Genomic DNA, 25150 nt, shown 5'->3' on the forward strand with positions numbered 1-25150 from the left:
GTTTTATATTTATAATATACCCCTAGTAGGTATACAAGTCAAACACAATGTTTAAAAAAAGACTGAAGCATCGTATGCCAATTAAGGTATATCATGCTTCAGTCTTGGAAAATATTTATAAAAGATGTTGTTGATTCACTTTACTTAATTCATTTACAATTTTACGGCTATCTTTATTTAGATACTGAACGTAAATTGTATTGTCTTTTTTATAATAATTATCTATTAAAGTATCTATGGCATTTACTGCAGAATCATCCCATAAATGTGCATCTTTAAAATTTAAGTAAATTGTTTTATGTCTTAATTCTAAATCAAGTTGGTTCATTAATGAATCAATAGATACGAAGAAAATTTGTCCAGTAATATAATAATGAATGGTGTCGTCCTCTTCTTCGTAGGTAACAACCACGTTTGAAATCTTTGTTGCAAAACAAAGTGCACTCACAACGACACCGACGATAACACCTAGAGCTAGGTTATTGGAGATTAGCACAATCGCAACTGTTAAAATCATGACAAATGCATCAGTGCGAGGTGCTTTTTTAATAAATTTAAAAGATCTCCAATCAAATGTACCAATTGAAACCATAACCATAATTGCAGCGAGAATAGGCATTGGAATTTGAACAACCCAGTCGCCAAAGATGATAATCAAAATGATTAAAAATATACCGGCAGTAAAAGTAGATAATCTTGTCGTTGCACCTGATCGAACATTAATGACAGATTGACCAATCATCGCGCAACCACCCATTGCGCCAAAGAAACCAGTTACTACATTAGCAATACCTTGACCACGTGATTCTTGATTTTTACTACTATATGTATCTGTTGCTTGATCCACAATTCTAGCAGTCAATAAACTTTCTACCAGACCGACAATCGCCATAGATAATGAGTACGGAAAAATGATTTGTAATGTCTGTAAGTTGAATGGTACATCCGGAATAAAGAATTGTGGCAATGAACGATTAATTGCACCTAAATCACCCACAGTCTCAACTTTTGCACCGGTAATTAAATACGTTATGGTTAGTAGTATAATTGCAACAAGTGGTGCGGGTACTTTATTAAATACGCGTGGTAGCAAGTAAATAATAAGTAGGGTAGAGATAACAAATAAATAAGTTGGGATAGAAATACCAAAGATATGTTTGATTTGGGTCATGAAAATCATAATAGCTAGTGCATTAACGAATCCAATCATGACAGAATTTGGAATGAATTTCATTAATCTTCCTATTTTTAAAATACCGAAAATGATTTGTATGATACCCATTAATATTGTCGCAGCAAGCAAATATTGGACGCCATGATCTTTGACTAAAGGAACAATTACTAATGCGACGGAACCGGTAGCAGCAGATATCATAGCTGGTCTGCCCCCTACAAAGGAAATGACCACTGCTATAATAAATGAAGAATATAAACCGACCATGGGATCCACACCAGCAATAATTGAGAACGAAATGGCCTCCGGAATGAGCGCTAATGCAACAACAATACCAGCTAAAACATTGGTGCCTGGTGCAGTTAGCCATTCACTTTTTAATTTATTTAACATCTCTTGTACTCCTTATTTAAAATTGAACTTAGCTATTATATCATAAGATATAATTGAGCATTTTAAGATTTGAATAAAATACTTTTTACATATGTGACAGGTTTGTCATTTAAATGGAAATATTTGTTAGTTGAAACAAACGAAAAAAGAATTGAGATTCGTTAAGCTATGACTATACAGTAATTAAGGAGTGAGCGACTTGTCTATATTAAAAGTAGAAGGACTAACGAAAAGTTACGGAAACAGACATCGTCAACAAGAAGTATTAAAAGGGATTGAATTCTCAATAGAAAAAGGTGAATTTGTTTCTATTATGGGACCGTCTGGATCAGGAAAGACAACTTTGTTAAATGTATTGAGTTCTATTGATTATATTACCAGTGGAACAGTTGAAATCAATGGTCACAAATTGAATGAAATGAGTAATAAAGCATTGGCAGACTTTAGAAAAAAAGAAGTCGGTTTTATTTTCCAAAATTATAGTGTCTTAAATACACTGACAGTTAAAGAAAATATTATGTTGCCTCTATCAATTCAAAAAATGTCAAAAGAAGAAAAAGAAAAAAATTATAAAGAAGTGACAGAAGCATTAGGTATTCAAGAACTTGGAGATAAATATCCTAATGAAATTTCTGGTGGTCAACAACAACGTACTGCTGCAGCGCGTGCATCAGTTCATAAACCAGCAATTATCTTCGCGGATGAACCTACAGGGGCGTTAGACTCTAAAAATGCGCAAGACTTATTGCATAGACTTGAAGATCTTAATAAAAACATGAATGCGACAATCGTTATGGTGACACATGACCCTGTTGCAGCGAGTTACTCAAATAGAGTAATCATGCTGAAAGATGGCAATATTCATTCAGAAGTCTACCAAGGTGAAGATACGAATCAAGCATTTTATAAAAATATCATTCATATGCAAACAGCCTTAGGTGGTGTGGCACATGAGCTTTAATCAAATTGTTCTTAAAAATTTAAGACAAAATTTACGTCACTATGCGATGTATATATTTTCGCTCATTGTGAGTATTGTATTATATTTTAGCTTTGTTACATTAAAATATACAGATAGTATCAATAACGCGAATTCTATAGGCATCATTAAAAAGGGCTCTGTCGTTGGTTCATATTTTTTATTCGTTATTATTATCGTCTTTTTAATGTACGCAAATCAGTTATTTGTTAAAAGACGTACACGTGAATTTGCATTATACCAACTCATTGGGCTTACGAGATCTAATATTTTACGCATGATTTTGATTGAACAAATCGCTATGTTCTTAGTGACAAGTGTAATCGGTATTATCGTAGGTGTTTTTGGATCGAAAATTCTACTGATGATTGTACTTAAAATATTGGATATTAGTACAAGCGTATCATTAACATTCCAATTTCCAGCAGTTACACAAACTGTATTACTCGTTATTGTAGCAATGTGTTTAATTATGATACAAAGTTTTATCTTTTTACGAAAACGCAGTATTTTATCAATGATGAACGATAGTTCAAAATCAGAAGCAACTAAAAATAATATTTCAATTGCTGAACTCATATCTGGTATTTTGGGTATCGCTATGATTATCTTTGGTTACTATATGTCTACAGAAATGTTTGGTAAATTTGCAAGTGGTATGATGTTCACACCATTTATCATTCTGTTCTTAACAGTTGTAGGCGCATATCTATTCTTCAGAAGTTCAGTATCAGTTATTTTTAAAACAATCAAAAATGCTAAACATGGTAAAGTGTCCATTACAGATGTTGTATTTACTTCTTCAATTATGCATAGAATGAAAAAGAATGCGTTATCTTTAACAATTATTGCTACAATATCTGCAGTGACAGTGACAGTATTATGCTTTGGTGCAATTAGCAAAGCAACGATTGATGACAATGTGAAGTTGAGTTCTCCACAAGATTTTAATTTCACAGAACAAAAACAAGCAGAAGCGTTCGAAAATAAATTAGATAAGGCGCATATTGGTTACGATGAACAATATAAAGAATTAGAGAGAGTGAAAGTGACGAAGGATAGCTTTTTCAAGGAAAGTGGAGGCACTGGCAATATGATGCCAACTGAAATGTTTATTACGAGTAATCAATATTTTAAAGATAAAGACATTACTGGAAACAAAGCTAAGATAACTAATTTAGCAGCTGCAGGTGGATTTGCACAACATAATGATCAAGGTATTATTAAACTGAAAAGTAAACCGGATCAATCAATTAAGGTTATAGACAGTAATGAAAATGTCCATTTCAGTAGTGAAGTGAGCTATGCTGGACCGGTACTTATTGTTAGTGAAGATAAATATAATCAATTGAAACAAAGTGCTGTAGAAACCAAACATCAATATGGATATAATTTGGAAAAACAAAGTGATTGGAAAGCGGCAAATAAAATCGCTAAATCCATTAATCCAGACATACAATCTCAAAAAACACAGCGACAAGATATGAATGATTCTGTAGGAATTCTACTATTTGTTACTGCATTTTTAGGATTAGCGTTTTTAGTGGCGGCAGGATGTATCATTTATATCAAACAAATGGATGAAACCGAAGATGAAATTCCTAACTTCCGTATTCTACGTAAGATTGGTTATACACATCAAGATATGCTGAAAGGGCTTGGACTTAAAGTGATATTCAACTTTGGTCTACCACTCATTGTTTCATTATTACATGCTTACTTTGCAGCAAAAGCCTTTATGTTTCTTATGGGTGGTTCAACGATGACTCCGATTTATATCGTCATGATTGCCTATTCAATTGTCTATGGTATTTTTGCAGTAATGGCTTTTGTGCATTCAAGCCGTATCGTCAGACATTCAATTTAAATATAATAACATTGGTTTTATTTAGAACACTGTAGCGTATATCGTTACAGTGTTTTTGGATAATGCACATAGTATGTCTAGAATTTATGTTGTGCCATTCATGTTTGTCATACGAATAAGGTGGTATCTATCAATGGATAGAGATTATAACAGAGAGGTGTATAGTTAATGAATTTATTAGAATTTCATAAGCAAATAAAAGGATACACACAAGATAGACAACCAGGTATACAAAAAGATATGAACCCACAACCAATCACGGAAATGGAAAGTTATCACAGTGGAGGCAAGTTAAAAGGTAAAGTTGCATTAATAACGGGTGGTGACTCTGGTATAGGACGTGCTATCGCAGTGCTTTATGCAAAAGAGGGTGCTAATGTAGCGATTGGTTACTATGATGAATATGAAGATGCTGAAGCGGTCGTTGAACAAATATCATCTTTAGGCGTTACTGCAAAAGCATACGCCCATGATTTAAAAAAAGTCGAAGATTCACAAAAATTAATTGAAAAGGTCATTGCTGATTTCGGAGAATTGAATATTCTAGTAAACAACGGTGGCGTTCAATTTCCACAAGATCATTTCGAAGATATCACACCTGAACAAATCAAAGAAACTTTTGAAACAAATATATTTGGAATGATGTTTTTATCTCAAGCAGCGGTACCACATTTAAAAGAAGGTGACGCAATCATTAACACGACGAGTGTTACAGCTTATAGAGGATCTGCACACCTAATTGATTATTCAGCTACTAAAGGTGCAATTGTTGCATTTACGCGTTCACTAGCGACAACTTTAATGAGCAAAGGCATTCGAGTCAATGCTGTGGCACCAGGTCCTATTTATACACCACTGATACCAGCTACATTTTCTGAAGATAAAGTGGAAAATCAAGGTGGGGAAACACCAATGGAAAGAAGAGGGCAGCCAGCAGAACTTGCGCCTTCTTATGTATTTTTAGCTTCCTATGCGGATAGTTCGTATATCACTGGGCAAGTTATTCATGTTAATGGTGGAGATTATATTACTTCATAAATATAGAAATGGAAAAAATAAGACAATGAGTCTGGGACAAACATAAATGTTTCAGACTCTTTTTCATTTTCTAGTCATCGTTCGCAGGATGGGACTAAAAAATATATATTAGAAAATCTGATTTCTGACTCATTTTGATTGCTTAATGTTATTGGAAACTTATATTTAATTGATAAAACTGGGGAGAAGTACCTTTTGTTAAAGTTAAATATTTTATTGGAAATATTATTTTTAATCATTTTAATGATGGGAAAGATTGTTTGCTGATATATTCTATATGTTCAACGTATGTACCTTTATGTTTTAGTTTTACATATTGTTGAGAAGGGTTATACCTATTAAATGACACTTTATAACTGCGTTTTTCTCCTTGTTTAGAATAAATGGATACATCTTGATAGTATTGCGTGTTTAATTTAACGATGGCATAAGAGGTTTCTTTTTTTAATAATGGGTTAAATCTGTCAAATTTATCAAATGAGAAGAAGGCAACTGTCAATAGTACAAAAAGGATAACGATAATGAGTAAGGTTTTTTTCATGATGATAGCTCCTTTATTTTAATGAAATGAGTACTTTCTAATAACGACAATACTACCTATACTTTAATTCCAAACGCCACCTTGAGTATAAACAGTAGCGGCTTTGAGTATAGGGCTAGTGCTTAAGGAAAATGAGGCAAGCAACAATGAACTTACAATGAATTTCTTCATAAGAAAACCTCCCTTTTATAATTTAATTATATTATAAATAATTATTTATAATATTTTACTATAATCTATAGGGAAAATAAAATTCACGACAAAAAAGCAACGGCGCTTTTAAATAAGCGGTCCGTTGCTTCAGTCTGAAGGTTGTCTTAGAAAATCTATTTGTTGCAATTGCGTTATTCCGATACAGTAAATCCAATTTGTATATGCATAGCGTTACCTCAAGATAACGTATAGCATATGTTAAATACTTATGTGTCATGTCTTGATGAGGTTATAAACTTTAAAAGAAATCAGAAGGAATCAACTTTTCGAAATCCAAATTTTTTATACCGTCAAAATTTAGGTTTTCAATGCTTTGTAGTATTTCACCGTTTTTAACTTGGTTATAGTAATTTGTTGCCTCGGCAGTTACATCATGATCTTCAAAAGTCTTCACGACACCAAGTATAATGACCACGGCAATTGCTCCCTTAATTAAAAATTTCATAATTATTGACTCCTTTTATAAGTTTATATACCTAGTTTATACTGTTTCGCTCAATTTAACATGCGTCCTTAGTATAGATGTTGTGTCATACCTTAGCAGTATAGCACGTATCGATCGTTTATTGTGAAGCATCCAGCTATAAACCGAATGCGATAGGTAGCCAGAAATACGCAAAGAGTGAAATAACAATAATTGCAAAAATATCAAGTACAAAGCCAGCCTTGACCATATCTTTCATTTCTAACTCATCCGAACTAAATACGGCTGCATTCGGTGGCGTGGATATAGGCAACATAAATGCACAAGTAGAAGATAAGGCAACGATACCCATAATGATAAAGGGATCTTGGCTGATAGCTGCTGCAAATCCAATACTGATAGGCATTAACATATTTGAAACGGCAGTATTTGACATCACTTCTGTTAGGAATAAGATGGCCGTTGTTAATACAATTACAATGAGTATGAATGGCAGTGGCTTCACAATACCTAACATACCACCAAACCATTTTGTTAACCCTGAATCTTCAAATGCTGCAGCTAAAGACAAACCGCCACCAAATAGTAGTAATATTCCCCAGGGTAACTTATTCATATCGTCCCATACCAGTAATCCGCCTTTAGCATTTTTGGCTGGAATAAGGAATAACAACACAGCGCCAAACATTGCTATAATCGTATCTGTGATGTGCAATGTTTCAGGTAAAAGCCCTCCGAAAATCCATAATAAACTAACGAGTAAAAAGACAATGCCTGTTAATTTTTCTTCTTTAGACATCGGACCTAAATCATGCAAAGCTTTCTTGGCAAAATCTGAGGATATTTGGTCAGCGTCTTCAATTTTAAATAGCCATTTTGTTAAGAGAAAGTAGAGAATTGCTAATAAAATAACTGTTAATGGCACTGCGAAAATCATCCATTGCGCGAATGATACTTTTCGATCAAGACTTGATGATGCAACGGCAGCAAAGACTGCATTGGGTACTGAACCAATGAGTGTAGCTAGTCCACCAATAGAAGCGGAATAAGCAACGGTAAGTAAGAGCGCTTTACTAAACTTACTTGCAGATGCTGGTTTGAGAAATTGTGCATCCTTAATTTCTTGAATAAGTGCTAAGGCAATCGGTAACATCATCAGTGCTGTCGCAGCATTTGATATCCACATAGATATAAAGGCAGTGGCGATCATTGTTCCTAATATAATGCGGTTACTGCTTGTGCCCATCATGGAAATGATTGTCATCGCAATCCGCTTATGTAAATTCCATTTTTCAATCGCTAGCGCAATAATAAATCCGCCCATGTACATAAAAACAATGGGATCCGCATAGGCACTTGCTGCAATCACTTCATCTGTACCACCTGTAAGTGGTAGGAGAATAAGTGGAATTAATGAAGTCGCAGGAATTGGAATCGCTTCTGTAATCCACCATGTTGCTACGAATAATGTAACTGCTAACACAGCTCTAGGTGCGTCTGCTAAACCTGTAATGGCAGGTATAAAATAAAAGATAATAAAAAGTAATGGTCCTAAAATCAATCCGATTTTTTGTTTCATAAATGTAAATCCCCCTTGTTTATAACCCCTGTACCAGTAAGAATATCAATTTAAAACTTTATAAACAATTCATTTTTCAGAAAATTGTAAAAATAATCCGAGGTAACTGGTAGAATGAATTTAACAAATTGTAGATTGTCGAAGGGGGATTATTTATGCTAATAGGTGCAATAGTAGCTAAAGATGATACATGGTTATTATGGGCAATCATTATTGTTTGGGCAACGGTGAGTTTATTTTTAGAACAACGTTATCGATGGGCGAGTACCATTTCGGGTGCGATTATTGCACTTGTTGGGGCAATGTTACTATCGAATTTCAAAGTGATTCCAATGAGCGCACCAGTATATGACACTGTGTGGGATTATATTGTGCCCTTATCTATTCCATTACTTCTTTTTAGTTCTAATATATTGAAGATTTGGAAAGAAAGTAGAAGATTATTAGTGATATTTTTTGTAGCCTCTATAGGTACTATGATTGGTACAACGGTAGGATTTATGATCTTAAATCAATGGATTCCATATTTAAATAAAATAGGAGCCATGATGACTGGAAGTTACATTGGAGGAGGCGTTAACTTTGCGGCATTGAGTTCCAAACTTGAGACACCAAGTGAAATGATTTCATCTACTGTAGTAGCAGATAATAGCGTCATGGCACTTTATTTTATGCTATTAATCGCACTACCTTCATTGCCTTTAATTAAAAAACAATTTAAAAGTGACTATGAATCAAAAAGTACTCCAGAATCTCAACAAGCGTATTGGGAACCAAAAAAAATACAATTATTAGATATTGCTTTTTCGATTGCAAGTGCTGTGACGCTTGTAGCAGTCAGTTTCAAAGGTGCTGATCTCATTCAACAATGGATGCCGCAACACAATGTAGTTCTTACATTGATTGTTTCTTTTTTGGGAGATCCTTATTTATTGTTAACCACTTTAACTTTAATTGTAGTTGCAGTTTGGGGAGACTTCTTTGAAAGTTTAGCAGGTGCTTCAGAAATTGGTACATTTCTAATTTATATTTTCTTTGTGGTTATTGGGACACCTGCCTCATTTGCTACGATAATAACAACGGCGCCTTTATTGTTTATCTTTGTTATAATTATCCTTGTCTTTAATCTAGGGCTAAGCTTAATCTTTGGTAAAATTTTTGGCTTTAAAATAGAAGAAATTTTACTTGCAAGTAACGCAACTGCTGGTGGGCCAACAACTGCTGCCGCATTAGCAATTGGCAAAGGTTGGACGAAGGTGGTTGGCCCTATACTTATCATTGGCACATTAGGTTATGTTATTGGAAATTATGCAGGAACGTTAATGTATCAACTTTTAACTTATTTAGGGTGAATATAAAAAATATGGAGGTGCATTTACGATGAGTGAAAAAGAAAAAATGTTAGCAGGTGATTGGTATGATGCTAATTTTGACGAATCATTAGATGCTGAGAGAATGAAGGCTAAGGATTTGTGCTTTGAATTAAATCATATCAAACCTAGTGATAAAGAATCGCGTCATACAATACTTACAAAATTATTAAATTATGAACCGAAAGCATTAGAGTTGTTAAGTCCATTCCAAACAGATTATGGATATAATATCTTTTTAGGTGAAAGAATTTTTATTAATCATGACTGCTATTTTATGGATGGTGGCAAGATATTTATTGGTGATGATGTGTTCATCGGGCCAAGTTGTGGCTTATATACAGCAGTGCATCCCTTAGAATATAAGGAACGTAATATTGGGTTAGAACAAGCACTACCAATTCGAATTGAGTCTAATGTCTGGTTAGGTGCCAATGTCGTTGTCTTACCTGGAGTAACAATTGGTGAAGGTTCAGTAATAGGCGCTGGTAGTACTGTGGCTAAAGATATACCGCCGAATGTGCTAGCGTTAGGTACACCAGCCAAACCGGTCAGCGATATCAAAAATCAATAAATTTAAGCTAATCGTATGTTGACATGCTGCTTAGCTATAAGTAATTTACAAGGTGTTTCTTGTTTTATATAGAAGAATATAATAATGCTCCGAAAGACGAGTGTGCAAATGCTAAAGTTGTTTTTTAGATTTGTATACTCGTTTTTTTAGTACAGTAAAAGTTAAACATATAAAATATACAAAACAAATATTCAGGCTTTTTGAAAGAAAATTAATATAAAATTGTGTAATATATTAAAAATAATTAAAACCATTTATCAAAATGTTCCGCGGAGCTTAAATAAAAATTAATAAAATTGTTCGGAATATAAAACGAATTTGTGTTAATATAAAATATGAGTGAAATAGTAGGAGTAATAATTAATAAAATGTTTGTCTATACTGCTTAGCAAATGGTTGAAAAATTATTTCCGTACTTAATTTAACTACTTCTAGAATAGGAATGAGGAATTCGAAAAAATGGATATTTTGATTGGAACATTGTTTTTAATTGTAGTGTTAGCACTTTTTACACTATTTACATATCGAGCACCTATGGGTATGAGAGCTATGGGTGCCTTAGCAAATGCAGCGATTGCGACTTTTTTGGTTGAGGCATTTCACAAATATGTCGGTGGAGATTTATTAGGCATTTCATTTTTGGGAGATCTTGGTGATGCAGCCGGAGGTCTCGGTGGCGTTGCAGCTGCTGGTTTAGTTGCACTTGCAATTGGTGTATCTCCGGTCTATGCATTAGCGATTGCTGCTTCATGTGGTGGACTAGATTTAATACCTGGTTTTGTTGCTGGTTATGTTATTGGTTATTTAATGAAATATGCAGAACGTAAAGTACCAGATGGTGTTGATTTAATAGTTGGTATTTTAATTATTGCACCCTTAGCGAGGTTAGTAGCCGTAGGTGTTACACCATTAGTCAATAATTCATTATTAAAAATCGGTGATATTATCCAAAGTTCTACTGAGGTCAATCCAATTATTATGGGTATTATCTTAGGTGGTGTCATTACAGTAGTAGGTACTGCACCGTTAAGTTCAATGGCTTTAACAGCGCTACTCGGTTTAACTGGTATGCCAATGGCCATTGCAGCGATGGTGTCCTTTGCATCATCATTTATCAATGGCACAATGTTCAATAAATTAAAATTGGGAGATCGTAAATCTAGAATTGCAGTTTGTATTGAACCTTTGTCTCAGGCTGATGTTGTATCAGCGAACCCGGTACCAATATACACAGCTAATTTTATTGGAGGTGCATTGGCAGGTGCTGTGATTGCATCATCAGGTATGATAAATGATGCTACAGGTACTGCGACACCATTGGCAGGGTTCTTGGTTATGTTCGGTTTTAATGATCCTATAAAAATATTTATCTATGGTGCGATTATTGGATTAATAGGTTTAATAGTTGGTTATGTTTGTTCAGTGTTATTTAAAAACTATCCAATTGTCTCAAAAGAGGATATAGAAACAAGATAGTAAAACACTTCGATGCTAAAAAGTTAAGGCATCGAAGTGTTTTTGACTAATCGATTAATTGACTATCTGGTATATCTGTAATAAACATATGACCTGGTGCATGTGTAATCATTAAATCGGGTTTAGCATCTAGTGCAACTGACTGAGGCGTTACACCACATCCCCAAAATACAGGAACTTCATTTTCATTAATAGTAACGGATTCACCGAAATCTGGTAGAGCAAGGTCTGTGATACCTATCTCTGTAGGATTACCAATGTGAATAGGTGTCCCGTGGACATTTTTAAAACGCGTCGTAATTTCTGTAGCTTTAATTGCTTGTGTCATGGTCATGGGTCTCATACTCACTGTAATGTTACCTTTAAATTGCCCACTTGGATTAGCAGGTATATTAGTTACATACATAGGGACATTGTGATTTTCTTCTAAATGTCGAATCGGTATGCCTGCTTCCAATAAAGCATGTTCGAATGTAAAACTACAGCCTATTAAAAAGCTAACCATATCATCAGTATATAAATCGTCCACATTGGCACGTGTTTCAATGAGTTCACCATATTGATAAATAAGGTAAGCAGCTACTTCAGTACTAATGTCTGCATTTACACCATATTTTGTAAATGATTTATTTCCTTTTTCAGATACGTCCAAGAGTGGACATGTTTTGGGATTTCTAAAACAGAATAGTAAAAAATCATAAGCATATTTAGATGGAAGTATGACTACGTTAGCTTGTACATAGCCTTTTGCCATCCCGCTTGTGTGACCAGTTAGTTTCCCTTGTGTAATCATTTCTCTTAAAGTGCTAGGTTGCGCATCTTGTAGGTTCAATCAAACCACCCCTTAACTATGTATTATTACTATTTTAACAAAAAATGTAATCAAATAGGGATTAAATACTTTTAAAGTAATTTACTTGAACGCGTGTCACTGAATGGCATACAGACCAGTGCATAAGTTATTGAAAAGCAGGGTATGAAAACAACATAGATGATGTTAGGAGGAGACATATGAAAAGGACTGCTGAAAAAATACTCATATGGATTGGTATTATTCTACAATTTATTTTAATTTTTTTAATGGCTATCGTTGCACCATTTTTTAATGATGTCAGTGTGAAAAATGAGTTAATAGAAGTAATAAACCAGAGTAATATTTATAATCAAAATGCATCACAGATGGATCCAGCTAATATAGTAGACTTAGTGAGTAATCTATTTATTTTAGCTTTAATTGTTGTTATTGTTTGTACAGTGATTGCCATTATATTTGCAATATTAACAAATAAACTTCCAAAATTTGTTGGTATTATATTTATTTTACTGGGACTTGTGACAGTTCTTACACTCAATTGGATAACAGCTATACTTTGGTTAGTAGCAGGTATATTATTATTAGTAAGAAAAAAACAAAAATCTTATGATCGCTATCAACCAGCTAAAGGAAATAGAAAAAAAGAACAAGCAAAGCATCATCATAACAATCAAAAACGTAATACTAAAACTACATATCATGAAGTGGATGATTATAAATCAGAAGAACAAGATAAAGCACCAACACAATTAAGTAGGAAATCACGTTATAAAAAATAGCGAATAAAATAGCCTGAGACATACATAGATGTCTCAGGCTATTTCCAATTTAGAGCGTAGATGACTGAATGAAAGTAGTAAATGCGCATTGACGTACATTAACATTTCAGCTTAATCCATTTTACCGTGTTTATAACTTTCGTATACTTTGTCATATTTTATATGGCCAATACCACCAACGATAAACTTACCATATTTTGACAAATTGAATATATAGGCTAAACAAATGGACACGGTTAACGTGATAATGAAATTGAAAGCAATATTTCTAAGTGAACTATCTGCTCTTAACAAACCTAAGTCATGGACGAAGAAGTAATGTATTAAGTAGATACAGAAGGAATAGTTACTTATAAATAATATGGATTTTGGTACATATTTAACATATGAAGCGAATAAGAAAAAGACTAGGATAACCATCGTTACATAAAAAGGAATATCAAAGCGTTTTGATTCTACCCACGTGCTTATGCCAAACAAATAGTTACCGACTAATATAGAAGTTGCTATTATTGCGCCAATAATAATTGGCCAAGTATATTTTTTAATCTTCTTCATGAAAGTTTCATAGTAGATACCAGTGTAAAAGCCAAGTAAGAAGTAACTAATCCATCCTAAAAAGAGCATCCAGCCTTCTCTTTCCCAGAATAGACCAAGGATTGGATGTTCTGACTGTGGTGCATATTGTCTAAATGCCCAATAAATTGTAGCAAAGATAACGGCACCAATAATCACTGGGACAGGTTTCCATTTAATGAGATATTTTGCAAAAAGTATATGTAATATATAGAATTGGAAAATAATAACAATGAAATATGTCACTGCACCACCATGGAACATTGTGTCTCCCAGATGTGTCATGAATTGATCGAATGTTTTGGATTCAAAATAGAATAGTGCAATACCAATGTTAATGATTATATAGGGGATACCTAAATAAATTAATTTATTCTTAAAAAATCCTGGTTTTGTTTTGACGTGATAATTTTTAGCTAATAAGAATTCAGAAATAAATACAAATAATGGGGTACTGAACATAAGCATTAATTGAAATACTCTGATTGCAGTTCCGTGACCTACAAAATCCATTTTGCTAAATGTAGTTGTAATAGAATGAATGAGAACAATACTTAAACAAGCTATCGTGCGCATCCAAAATATAACTGACGTATATGTTTTCATATATAGCTTACCTCTCGATTGTTCATTTAATTTAAAATTTAATATAATTATAAAAGCGAATGTTTTATAATTTAAAATAATAACATAAGAATATAACCTAATCACGAATTTTAAGTAACAAATTATTAAATTTAAAATACAAAATATAAACATTACACAATTAAAAATATCGAATATAATATAAAGTGTGGCAAAATGAACGGAAATAGATTCGAAGCGACTCAATTTTAGGAAAGTTTATGTAAGCGATTGCATTTATTGTGTGATACATATACAATGACATTAAGAATGGAAGATTCCATTTAGTTTTCTATTTACAAACTCACATGGGGGTAGAAAAATGGTAGTCAATTATCACAATGAACCAGGCATAGATTTTACAGATAGTAAGAATGTTGAATCATTTAAAGAAGCATTAAAGAAAGTTAAAGGTGAATTAAATCAAAAAATTCCTTTAGTTATTAATGGAGAAGAGAAATTCACAAAAGATACGTATCAGTCTATCAATCCTGCAAATACAACTGAAGTGATTGCAGAAGTTTCAAAAGCAACTCAAAAAGATGTGGATGACGCATTTGAAGCAGCTAATGAAGCTTATAAATCTTGGAAACGATGGTCACACAAAGACCGTGCTGAATTTTTAATTAGAGTTGCAGCTATTATTAGACGTCGTAAAGAAGAAATCTCAGCAGTAATGGTTTATGAAGCAGGTAAACCATGGGATGAAGCGGTCGGCGATGCTGCAGAAGGTATTGACTTCATTGAATATTATGCAAGATCAATGATGGAGCTTGCTGATGGTAAACCAGTATTAGATAGAGAAGGAGAACATAATAAATATTTCTACAAACCTATCGGTACAGGCGTAACTATCCCACCATGGAATTTCCCGTTTGCAATTATGGCAGGAACAACATTAGCACCTGTAGTTGCAGGGAATACAGTACTTTTAAAACCAGCGGAAGATACACCATTAACGGCATATAAATTAATGGAAATTTTAGAAGAAGCTGGATTACCAAAAGGTGTTGTGAATTTTGTACCAGGTGATCCTAAAGAAATTGGCGATTATCTTGTTGATAGTGTACACACGCATTTCGTTACATTTACAGGTTCTCGTGCAACAGGTACTAGAATTTTTGAGAGAGCAGCCAAAGTACAAGACGGACAGCAATTCTTAAAACGCGTGATTGCTGAAATGGGTGGTAAAGATGCTATTGTAGTGGATAAAGACATTGATACAGATTTAGCTGCAGAATCAATCGTATCGTCTGCTTTTGGTTTCTCTGGTCAAAAATGTTCAGCTTGTTCACGTGCCATTGTACACAAAGATGTATATGATGAAGTTTTAGAAAAAGCTGTTGCATTAACTAAAAACTTAACTGTAGGCAATACGGAAAATAACACGTATATGGGACCAGTTATTAATCAAAAACAATTCGATAAAATTAAAAATTATATTGAAATTGGTAGTAAAGAAGGCAAGTTAAAACAAGGTGGCGGTACAGATGATGCTACTGGATACTTTGTAGAGCCTACTATTATAGCAGACCTTAAATCGAGCGACCAAATTATGCAAGAAGAAATCTTTGGCCCGGTTGTAGGTTTTGTTAAAGGTAAAGACTTTGAAGAATTATTAGAAATTGCGAATGATACAGATTATGGTTTAACAGGTGCTGTGATTACAAATAATCGCGAAAACTGGATAGAAGCCGTTGAATCATACGATGTTGGTAACTTATATCTGAACCGTGGTTGTACATCTGCAGTTGTTGGATATCACCCATTCGGTGGTTTCAAAATGTCAGGTACAGATGCTAAAACAGGAAGTCCAGACTACTTATTAAACTTCTTAGAACAAAAAGTAGTTTCAGAAATGTTTTAAATCGCATAAAGTGATTTATTAAAAGCATATCAATATAACACGATCTTTAAATTGAAAAAGGCGATGCCAGTAAAATGGCGTCGCCTTTTTGTAGTGTAATAAGTTTTAATGTCATTGAAAAAGGGCATTATAATTAAGATTATGGAAATGACATATCATATAAAATACTTCAACAATGATTAAACATCTTCAACTTTGATATTGATTAATTTTTGGAAGAGTACGTCGATTTCATGTGCGCTTAGTTGAATATCATTATCTCGTATCCATTCCATAAAACCATATAAACTCGTTCCGTAAATATAAAATATCAATTCTGTTGGAACGCTTGCGTCTACTGAAATGCGATGTTCATTTTCCTTAATATCATTTTGCAATATTTTGATGAAATAATTACTGATTGTACGCTCGAATTCTTTATCATCGCATAGTTTATCACCAACACGTTTCAACTCGTTAATATCATTTAAAGTTCTTTCCATAACACTAAAGGGATTATTGATACGATCTTTAATATCCATAGAAAAATAATCTTTTGTGATTTCTGTAATTAAATAAATAAGCAAATCGTATTTATCATAGAAGTGTTTATAGAATGTCGTTCGATGTGTGAGTGCTTCATTACAAATTTGGTTTACCGTGATGTTTGAAAATGCATGTTTCTCAAGCAAGACATATAGGCTTGTGGATAAAGCGCGTTTGGTTTTAATGACTCGTAAATCTTTTTCATTCATTCTACATTTCTCCTAATCTGTAGTTTAAATAGGCATATTACAGTTTTTAATTCTTTTATTAATTGTACACAGCGTTTATTGTGTTAATATAAATAATCTACACTATACAATTAAACTATAACGTTGATTATCTGAGGAGGCAATAGATTGGCAAAGTTTTTATACAAGTTAGGATCATTTGTGGCCAAACATAAATGGTGGAGTATCGTTGCGTGGGTTATTATACTTGCTGCAATTATTATCCCGCTTACAGTAAGTGCACCTAAATTTGATAATGATATCACAATGAATGGTTTGCAATCACTTGATACTAACGATAAAATTGAAGATGAATTTAATCAAGACAGCGAGAAGGCTCAAATAAGGGTTGTATTTAAAAGCGATGCCGATAATGGCATCGTTAAACAAGATATGACAAAAGATATCAAGGATACATTGAAAGACATCAAAGATGATGACAAAGATATTAAAAACATTACCGATCCATACGAAAATAGACAAATAAGTAAAGATAAAACGACAGCATTTGCAGATATTAATTATGATATCTCTGCGACGTCTATGACACAAGATGGCAAGGATAATGTGCAAGATAAAGTCGATAAATTAGAAGATGACCATAATGTGCAAGTTGAATTGATGGGTACAGGTATGGAAAACACAGAAATTGGCGGTTCTTCTGAATTAATCGGAATTATCGTAGCGTTTGTTGTGCTTCTCATTACATTTGGGTCATTTATTGCGGCTGGTATGCCAATTATTAGTGCATTACTTGGCTTAGGTACAGGTGTAGGTATTATTTCGTTACTTACATATGCTTTCGATATCCCTAATGTAACATTAACATTAGCGGTAATGATTGGCTTAGCTGTAGGTATAGATTACGCTTTATTTATATTATTTAGATACCGTCAGATTGTTAAGACGGAATCGAATCATATTAAAGCAGTTGGTTTAGCAGTAGGTACTGCAGGAAGTGCCGTTATCTTTGCTGGGGTAACTGTAATTATAGCTGTTTGTGGTTTATCGTTAGTTGGCATTGATTTCCTAGCTATCATGGGTTATGCCTCCTCAATCAGTGTGCTTGTAGCGGTTATTAGTGCGTTGACATTGTTACCAGCTTTAATCAGTATTTTCCATAAACAAATCAAACCGAAAAAAACGAAATCAGAATTTGACAACGATGTAGACACAAAATGGTCTAAATTTGTCGTCGGTAAACCATTAGCTGCTGTACTTATAGGACTTATTATATTAGTCGTAGCTGCAATACCAATTAGTAACATGAGATTGGGTATTCCAGATGATGGTATGAAACCAGCAGATAGTACGCAGAAGAAAGCGTATGATATTGTATCTGATAAATTTGGCGAAGGCTATAACGGTCAAATTGCCATGCTTGTGAATGTTAAAGATGAGAATGATAACCCACAAGCATTACAAAAAGATTTACAAGATATGACGAAAGATATCGATAAAAAAGATAATGTTGATATGGTGACACCACCACAATTGAGTAAAAACAAAGATTATGCCTTAATTGCGGTAATTCCAGAAAAAGGACCTAACGCAGAATCTACAAATGATTTAGTTCATGATTTAAGAGATTATAATGATGATGCTAAAGATAAATATGGTTTCAAGACAGAAGTGTCAGGACAAAGTGTCATCAATATAGACATGTCTCAAAAATTAAATGAAGCGATTCCGTTATTTGCAGGTGTTATCGTAGCATTAGCGTTTATCTTGTTAATGATTGTATTCCGTTCAATTATTATTCCACTTAAAGCGGTATTAGGCTTTGTACTTTCATTAGTTGCAACACTAGGCTTTACAACTTTAATTATGCAAGAAGGATTTATGTCAGGCTTATTCGGTGTGGATACGACTGGACCATTACTTGCATTCTTACCTGTTATAACTATAGGTCTGTTATTTGGTTTAGCAATGGACTATGAAGTGTTCTTAATGTCACGTATCCATGAAGAATACAGTAAGACACGCAATAATGAACACTCAATTAAAGTTGGTATTAAAGAAAGTGGCCCAGTTGTTGTCGCTGCCGCATTAATTATGTTCAGTGTGTTTATCGCCTTTGTATTCCAAGATGACGTGATGATTAAATCCATGGGTATTGCACTTGGATTTGGTGTATTATTTGATGCATTTGTCGTCCGTTTATTATTAATACCAGCATTAACACAATTGTTTGGTAAAGCATCTTGGTACATTCCTGGTTGGTTAAATAGAATCTTACCGCATGTTGATATTGAAGGACATGCATTACAAGATAAAATGCCTTCAAAACCAGAAGCGAAACAAAATCAAAATGCATCGAAAGAACAGTATGATCGTTCATTTAGTATTGCAACTTCAAATGATAACCGTGACAACAAAAATGTGATTACTACTGACGCACAAACAAAAGCTTTATATAATCAAATTGCTCAACAGTCTACGAATCAACATTTCTTATATGAAGCATTAAAAGCTTATCAAGGTAAGGCAGATAATGATGCTGATAGATGTCATGAAGCAACTTCTAAATTAAATGAAGATTCAGAGCTACAAGATAAAGCATTGATGTCACTCTTATCAAAACAAAGTGACAATATCAGTGAATTAAATGCATTGATAGAAAAACTTGTTAAAAAATAATAGATTCGATTGTTGAATTAAGCGTAGGTACATAGCCATTAGGCTGTGATACCTACGTTTTTTTATATACCAAATTGTTTCGTGATTGCGTAAGCGTCACTGTCAAAAATTTGCTAATCTTGCTAAAATGAAAGTATTAATTAGTCCTCGTACACGAAGTATAAGTTAATAAGAGGTGCAACATGAGAGAACTATATAATGTGGAATTTAATAAAAATTTTAATAGCCTTACAGATTTAGAAGAAGGGTTACGCATTGTGCTCGTACTAAACGGTATGATGAAAGTGATTAATGGAGACTCTGTGACAACCTATCAAAAAGGCGAAGTATTTCTGATTAATCATAGAGCGTCATGTCGATTTTCAACTCATAAAGATACATTATATCTTTCAATTCATTTAACGGAATCATACTTAAAACAGTATATGAATGATTATAAAGATAAAGCATTTATTTTAAATAAAAATACTTTGCAAGAAGTCATTTACCAACAAATTGTGAATGCAGTTGCCAAAATAGGCATTGTCTATATTAGAAAAGGTGAATTCTACCGTTTATATATCGAACAACAACTCATAGATTTAATATTTATCATGATGCGGTATTTACCAACTACCAATATACAAGCACAAATGCCATTGGTAGCAGATGACAGGTTAGCATATATTTGCGAATATATTGATAAACATTATACTGAATCGATTAAACTTACTGAAATGGCAGACATGGTTGGACTTAGCGATGCTTATTTATCTAAATTGTTTAAGCAAAAAAAGGGCGTTGGATTTAATCAATATGTGAATCATGTGCGCCTTGAACAGTGTAAAAATGATTTAATTTACACGAATGAACCCATTACACAAATCGCCTATAAAAATGGCTTTAGTAACTCTAACGCATTATTAAAGTACTTTAAAGCTGAAACAACATACACGCCATCGAACTACCGACTTAAATTTCAAATGAAAGAACAACATATAAAAGTAGATGATTGTCCTACCACAACAACGTATCAATCTTATTTATATTATTTATCTTTATTGATTGATCAAAATATAGGAGATATTGTTCAATCACCCGATGCACAAAAAGTAATTGATATCACATTACAAAATGACGGTAAATCCATTTCCCACTATCAACACGTTATTCAAGTTGGTTATCTCGAAACAATCCTGACACATCGCGTTAGGAGACAGTTAATTGAAGTGAAGACCATGTTAGGATTAGACCATATACTTATCAAAGATCCCATTCAACAGGGACATATCAATCATTCGGAAATTGAGAGTGATGAAATGATTCCCAATATACATCCTTACATGCAAGTGGATGAATCAGTTAATTTTTTAATAAAACATCAAATTGGTTTAGGCATCGAACTTACGCCACCTAGAAGTACGATTAATTTCACCCAATATTATCAAGAATTGACTTACCTTTTAGAACATATTTTTAATGGCTTACCAAATAATAATTTATTGAAATTTGTAGTTTATATTGATTGTAAGCAAGATTCAATATTTAATCAGCTGGTTGCTCTTTTTAAATATTATTTTACAAATGTGGAAATTGTGCTGAATGTGGACATAGGGAAATTAGAAGCGCCTCATAAAGCGAAACGAATTTTAGAACAATCAGACAGTATTGTTGATCGCATTGCTTTTTCAGCCAATCAGAATGATATGATTGATTTTCAATCTATAGAAAGTCAGCAATATGAATTAGCGAAACGACATATTTACGAACAATTTAATAAGGTTGTTGAAACATTAGAGCTTCAGCAAAGTTCTATCTCGTTTATATTATTAAATTGGAATACGTTGACTGGAGATACACATTTAACGAATGGAGAGTATTTTAGAGCGGGTATCATATTTGAACAGTTAATTGAAATGAATGACAGAATTCAAATGATCGGTTATTGGCTGAATTATGAGCTGCATGAACAATTTAAATTAAAAGATTCAAGTGCACAACTCACTGGTATTGAGTTATATCATCAATTTGATGGAAAAAGGCCGGCCTTTTTTACAAGTGCCTTTTATAGAAAACTGTTCGATCAAGTGTTATATCAAAGTGAAAATTGTATGGTTGTTGGATCGACTGACCATTTTCAAATTGTCATGTGGGATGCAGAACATTATAATCCATATTATATATTGAATCATCATGCACAATATTTAAATCATAAGGAATATCAGATTAATATCATCAATGCACATCCTGGAACATACAAAATTAAGCATATGACCTTAGATAAAAATAACGGGGCATTATATACAGTTTGGCAAGATTATAATACGCGATATGGTATGGATGAAGAAACCATTGCTTATGTTAATCGCATCTCATATCCGAAAATGGACATTAGTGAAGTGAAAGTCAATGATACAATCACATATCACTTGAAATTGCTAACGAATGCTGTCCAAATTATAGAGTTTAAAAAATATCTATGTTGAATTGGCTATTACAACGAAGGGGAGGCACCTTTTGTTGTAATAGCCTCTTTCTATTTATCAAAATTTGAAAGGTATGTTGTTAAAAAGACAAAAATGATACATCTATTTTTGTGGTCAGTCGAAGAAATAGTACATATGCAATAAATAGATAGTTAAAATAGCAAATAATATATATTGCTATTAATTGATAATCACTACACTTGAGATAGAGAGGATAGCGAATTAATAGAGTTGAAAATGTTACTATGAAGGGCATTTACAATGAAAGCTTATCTTCCCTAATGGTCATTAGTTAAATTGGATAGAGGAGGAAGTATAATGACACAACAGGGAAATACACAAAATTATAAAGGGGATAATAAACTCATATTAGGTATTGTGTTAGGCGTTGTTACGTTTTGGTTATTTGCACAATCTTTACTTAATGTGGTCCCAACGTTACAACAATCTTTTGATAGTAATATTGGAACAATTAGCATTGCAGTTAGTATTACAGCTTTGTTTTCAGGTATGTTTGTTGTAGGTGCGGGGAGTCTTGCTGATAAAGTGGGACGCGTAAGAATTACTTATATTGGTTTATGGCTCAGTATTATTGGGTCATTATTAATCATTATCAGTAATTTACCACTATTATTAATTGTCGGAAGGGTTATTCAAGGATTGTCTGCGGCTGCTATTATGCCATCAACATTAGCAATTATGAAAACTTATTTTGAAGGAAAAGAGAGACAACGTGCGTTAAGTTACTGGTCTATAGGATCTTGGGGAGGTTCAGGACTAGCATCATTATTTGGAGGTATGGTTGCTACTTTTGTGGGATGGCGCTGGATATATATTTTATCTATTATCATTGCATTATTAGCAATGTATTTAATCAAAGGAACACCCGAAACAAAATCAGAAAGCACACTGAAGCAACGTTTTGATTATAGTGGACTGATATTATTTGTGATTATGATGTTGAGTATTAACGTTGTTATAACGCAAAGTGGAACATTCGGTATCAAGTCGCCATTGATTTTAGGTCTTATTATTGTATTTATAGTAGCAACAATCATATTCTTAAAAATTGAAAACAGGGTGGGTAATCCATTAATTGATTTTAAATTATTTAATAATAAAGCATATACAGGTGCCACATTATCTAATTTCCTATTGAATGGTGTTGCAGGTGCACTTTTAGTTGCTAATACATTTGTACAACAAGGACTAGGATTTAATGCATTTCAAACAGGACTGTTATCCATTACTTACTTAATAACTGTGTTATTAATGATCCGTGTAGGTGAGAAAGTATTGCAAAAGGTGGGCGCTAAAAAGCCGATGCTATTAGGGACACTTTTTAATATGGTAGGTATTATGCTCATATCGCTGACATTCTTACCTAGTGTTATTTATGTAGTAGTTTGTATTATTGGTTATTTATTATATGGTTTAGGCTTAGGATTCTATGCGACACCGTCTACAGATATGGCAATTTCTAATTCTCCAGAAGATAAAGTGGGCGTTGCCTCAGGTATATATAAAATGGCATCATCACTTGGCGGTGCATTTGGTATTGCATTATCAGGCGCACTTTTTGGTGTTATAGCAAGTGCAACAAATGTTCAAATTGGTGCATTCGCAGGTCTTTGGTTAAATGTCATTATGGCACTATTATCTTTAATCATTATCATGTTTATGGTGCCAGCTACTAAAACAAAAGCGAAGGGTTAAAATAAAACAATTATAAATGTTTTAACACATATAGAGAAACTAGAAAGTGTATCATGTTATTAAACAAAGGATTATTAGGAGGAATAATAATGGTTAAACAATTAATAGATATATTAAAAAACAAAGAGTCACGTATGATTGAAATACGTAGATATTTACATGAGCATCCAGAACTATCATTTCACGAAGAAGAAACACCTAAATATATTGAAGCATTTTATAAAGATAAAGACTGTGAAGTTGAGACAAATGTTGGACCAAATGGTTTGAAAGTAACGATTGATAGTGGAAAACCGGGTAAAACAATTGCAATTCGTGCAGATTTTGATGCTTTACCAATCGAAGAAGATACAGGTTTATCTTTTTCATCTAAAAATGATGGTGTCATGCATGCATGTGGTCATGATGCGCATACAGCATATATGCTCATACTTGCAGAAACGTTAATTGAATTAAAATCACAATTCAAAGGGAAAGTAGTCATCATTCACCAACCAGCCGAAGAAGTACCACCTGGTGGTGCACAAGCAATGATTCAAGATGGTGTATTAAATGGCGTTGATCATGTATTAGGCGTACATGTTATGAGTCACATGCCAGCAGGTAACATTTATTATCGTGAAGGGTATGTTCAAACTGGTAGGGATTTCTTTAAATTGAAAGTGAATGGCCAAGGTGGACATGGTTCCTCACCACATACAGCCAATGATAGTATTGTTGCTGGCGCATATTTCGTCAATGCAGTTCAAACAATTGTTTCAAGAAGATTAAATCCATTTGAAACAGGTGTTGTTACTATCGGCTCATTTGATGGTAAAGGACAATTTAATGTTATTAAAGACAGTATCGAAATAGAAGGAGACGTTCGCGCACTGACAGATGACACAAAACATACGATTAAGAAAGAAATACAACGTTTAACAGAAGGTTTAGAAGCTACGTTTGGTGTAACATGTGAATTAGATTATCATGACGATTATCCAGCGTTGTACAATGATCCAGAGTTTACGCAATTTGTGGTCGACTCAATTCAAAGTGCTGATACGGATGCCGTTCAAAAAGTAGAAAGATGTGAAGCTCAGCCACCATCAGAAGATTTTGCGTATTATGCAAAAGCGCTGCCTAGTACGTTTATATATGCGGGTGCTGCTCCAGAAGATGGTAACATCTATCCACATCACCATCCTAAATTCAATATCAGTGAAAAAGCCTTACGTGTCTCAGCAGAGGCTGTAGGTGTTACAGTTATGAATTATTTAAAATAAAATATAAGCCCAATGATTGAAAAG

Annotated in this window: 19 protein-coding genes; 12 read left to right on the forward strand and 7 right to left on the reverse strand. The window is 33.4% G+C overall.

All coding sequences use genetic code 11. From position 1 onward, the window contains the following. Positions 1-115 precede the first annotated feature (115 nt). Positions 116-1567, reverse strand: a complete 1452-nt coding sequence (locus tag M1D64_RS01495) for a SulP family inorganic anion transporter (RefSeq protein ID WP_041079391.1) — start codon at positions 1565-1567, stop codon at positions 116-118. A gap of 199 nt (positions 1568-1766) precedes the next feature. On the opposite strand from M1D64_RS01495, the gene M1D64_RS01500 reads away from it, so the two are divergent. The 3 genes from M1D64_RS01500 (at position 1767) to M1D64_RS01510 (ending at position 5451) form a co-directional block, all read left to right on the forward strand. Next, entirely contained in the window at positions 1767-2528 is a 762-nt protein-coding gene (locus M1D64_RS01500) for an ABC transporter ATP-binding protein (protein ID WP_075339897.1), read from the forward strand. Then, positions 2518-4413 (forward strand): FtsX-like permease family protein, encoded by a 1896-nt coding sequence (locus M1D64_RS01505; RefSeq protein ID WP_041079387.1) that lies wholly within the window; start codon positions 2518-2520, stop codon positions 4411-4413. Before M1D64_RS01500 ends, M1D64_RS01505 begins: the two co-directional genes overlap by 11 nt. A 168-nt stretch (positions 4414-4581) precedes the next feature. Further along, a complete protein-coding gene (locus M1D64_RS01510; protein WP_041079385.1) occupies positions 4582-5451 on the forward strand; it encodes an SDR family oxidoreductase in 870 nt (289 codons plus the stop codon). 235 nt (positions 5452-5686) lie between these two features. On the opposite strand, the gene M1D64_RS01515 is transcribed toward M1D64_RS01510, so the two are convergent. From M1D64_RS01515 to M1D64_RS01525, 3 genes are all read right to left on the reverse strand, one after another. Next, positions 5687-5992 (reverse strand): YxeA family protein, encoded by a 306-nt coding sequence (locus M1D64_RS01515; RefSeq protein WP_194379107.1) that lies wholly within the window; start codon positions 5990-5992, stop codon positions 5687-5689. Positions 5993-6443: 451 nt separating this feature from the next. After that, on the reverse strand, positions 6444-6650 hold the full coding sequence (locus M1D64_RS01520) for a hypothetical protein (protein ID WP_041079384.1): 207 nt from the start codon (positions 6648-6650) through the stop codon (positions 6444-6446). A 136-nt stretch (positions 6651-6786) separates the two neighbouring features. Beyond that, the gene (locus tag M1D64_RS01525) at positions 6787-8208 is read right to left on the reverse strand and encodes an SLC13 family permease (protein WP_041079383.1); all 1422 of its coding nucleotides are present in this window, start codon (positions 8206-8208) and stop codon (positions 6787-6789) included. Positions 8209-8363: 155 nt separating this feature from the next. Here M1D64_RS01525 and M1D64_RS01530 point away from each other — a divergent pair, with 155 nt between their 5' ends. The 3 genes from M1D64_RS01530 to M1D64_RS01540 all read left to right on the forward strand — a co-directional run bounded on the left by M1D64_RS01530 (position 8364) and on the right by M1D64_RS01540 (position 11628). Next, positions 8364-9560 carry a DUF819 family protein gene (locus M1D64_RS01530; protein WP_002482260.1) on the forward strand — a complete coding sequence of 399 codons (1197 nt, stop codon included), beginning with the start codon at positions 8364-8366 and terminating at the stop codon, positions 9558-9560. Positions 9561-9588: 28 nt separating this feature from the next. Continuing rightward, positions 9589-10152, forward strand: coding sequence for a sugar O-acetyltransferase (locus M1D64_RS01535; protein ID WP_002482261.1), 564 nt, complete (start codon positions 9589-9591; stop codon positions 10150-10152). A gap of 459 nt (positions 10153-10611) precedes the next feature. Further along, positions 10612-11628, forward strand: a complete 1017-nt coding sequence (locus M1D64_RS01540; protein ID WP_041079381.1) for a PTS sugar transporter subunit IIC — start codon at positions 10612-10614, stop codon at positions 11626-11628. Between the two features lie 46 nt (positions 11629-11674). Here M1D64_RS01540 and M1D64_RS01545 read toward each other — a convergent pair whose 3' ends face one another. Continuing rightward, on the reverse strand, positions 11675-12460 hold the full coding sequence (locus M1D64_RS01545; protein ID WP_041079380.1) for a putative hydro-lyase: 786 nt from the start codon (positions 12458-12460) through the stop codon (positions 11675-11677). A gap of 179 nt (positions 12461-12639) precedes the next feature. Between M1D64_RS01545 and M1D64_RS01550 the strand changes: the two genes are divergently transcribed. Continuing rightward, a complete protein-coding gene (locus tag M1D64_RS01550; RefSeq protein ID WP_069821618.1) occupies positions 12640-13221 on the forward strand; it encodes a DUF4064 domain-containing protein in 582 nt (193 codons plus the stop codon). A 111-nt stretch (positions 13222-13332) separates the two neighbouring features. Here the strand turns inward: M1D64_RS01550 and M1D64_RS01555 are convergent, their stop codons facing one another. Beyond that, positions 13333-14403, reverse strand: coding sequence for an acyltransferase family protein (locus M1D64_RS01555; protein ID WP_002482266.1), 1071 nt, complete (start codon positions 14401-14403; stop codon positions 13333-13335). A gap of 340 nt (positions 14404-14743) precedes the next feature. On the opposite strand from M1D64_RS01555, the gene pruA reads away from it, so the two are divergent. Next, positions 14744-16288 carry an L-glutamate gamma-semialdehyde dehydrogenase gene (gene pruA / locus M1D64_RS01560; protein ID WP_041079377.1) on the forward strand — a complete coding sequence of 515 codons (1545 nt, stop codon included), beginning with the start codon at positions 14744-14746 and terminating at the stop codon, positions 16286-16288. Between the two features lie 179 nt (positions 16289-16467). Here pruA and M1D64_RS01565 read toward each other — a convergent pair whose 3' ends face one another. After that, positions 16468-17022: a TetR/AcrR family transcriptional regulator gene (locus tag M1D64_RS01565; RefSeq protein ID WP_069821617.1), complete on the reverse strand. Its 555-nt coding sequence runs from the start codon at positions 17020-17022 to the stop codon at positions 16468-16470. Between the two features lie 147 nt (positions 17023-17169). On the opposite strand from M1D64_RS01565, the gene M1D64_RS01570 reads away from it, so the two are divergent. The 4 genes from M1D64_RS01570 (at position 17170) to M1D64_RS01585 (ending at position 25126) form a co-directional block, all read left to right on the forward strand. Beyond that, positions 17170-19680, forward strand: a complete 2511-nt coding sequence (locus M1D64_RS01570; protein WP_069821616.1) for an MMPL family transporter — start codon at positions 17170-17172, stop codon at positions 19678-19680. Positions 19681-19862: 182 nt separating this feature from the next. Further along, a complete protein-coding gene (aryK, locus tag M1D64_RS01575) occupies positions 19863-22145 on the forward strand; it encodes a transcriptional regulator AryK (protein ID WP_069821615.1) in 2283 nt (760 codons plus the stop codon). 318 nt (positions 22146-22463) lie between these two features. Then, positions 22464-23861, forward strand: coding sequence for an MFS transporter (locus M1D64_RS01580; protein ID WP_041079369.1), 1398 nt, complete (start codon positions 22464-22466; stop codon positions 23859-23861). An 89-nt stretch (positions 23862-23950) separates the two neighbouring features. Further along, a complete protein-coding gene (locus M1D64_RS01585) occupies positions 23951-25126 on the forward strand; it encodes a M20 family metallopeptidase (RefSeq protein WP_002482272.1) in 1176 nt (391 codons plus the stop codon). The last annotated feature ends 24 nt before the right edge of the window (positions 25127-25150 follow it).

Source organism: Staphylococcus sp. Z5-21, assembly GCF_056529615.1.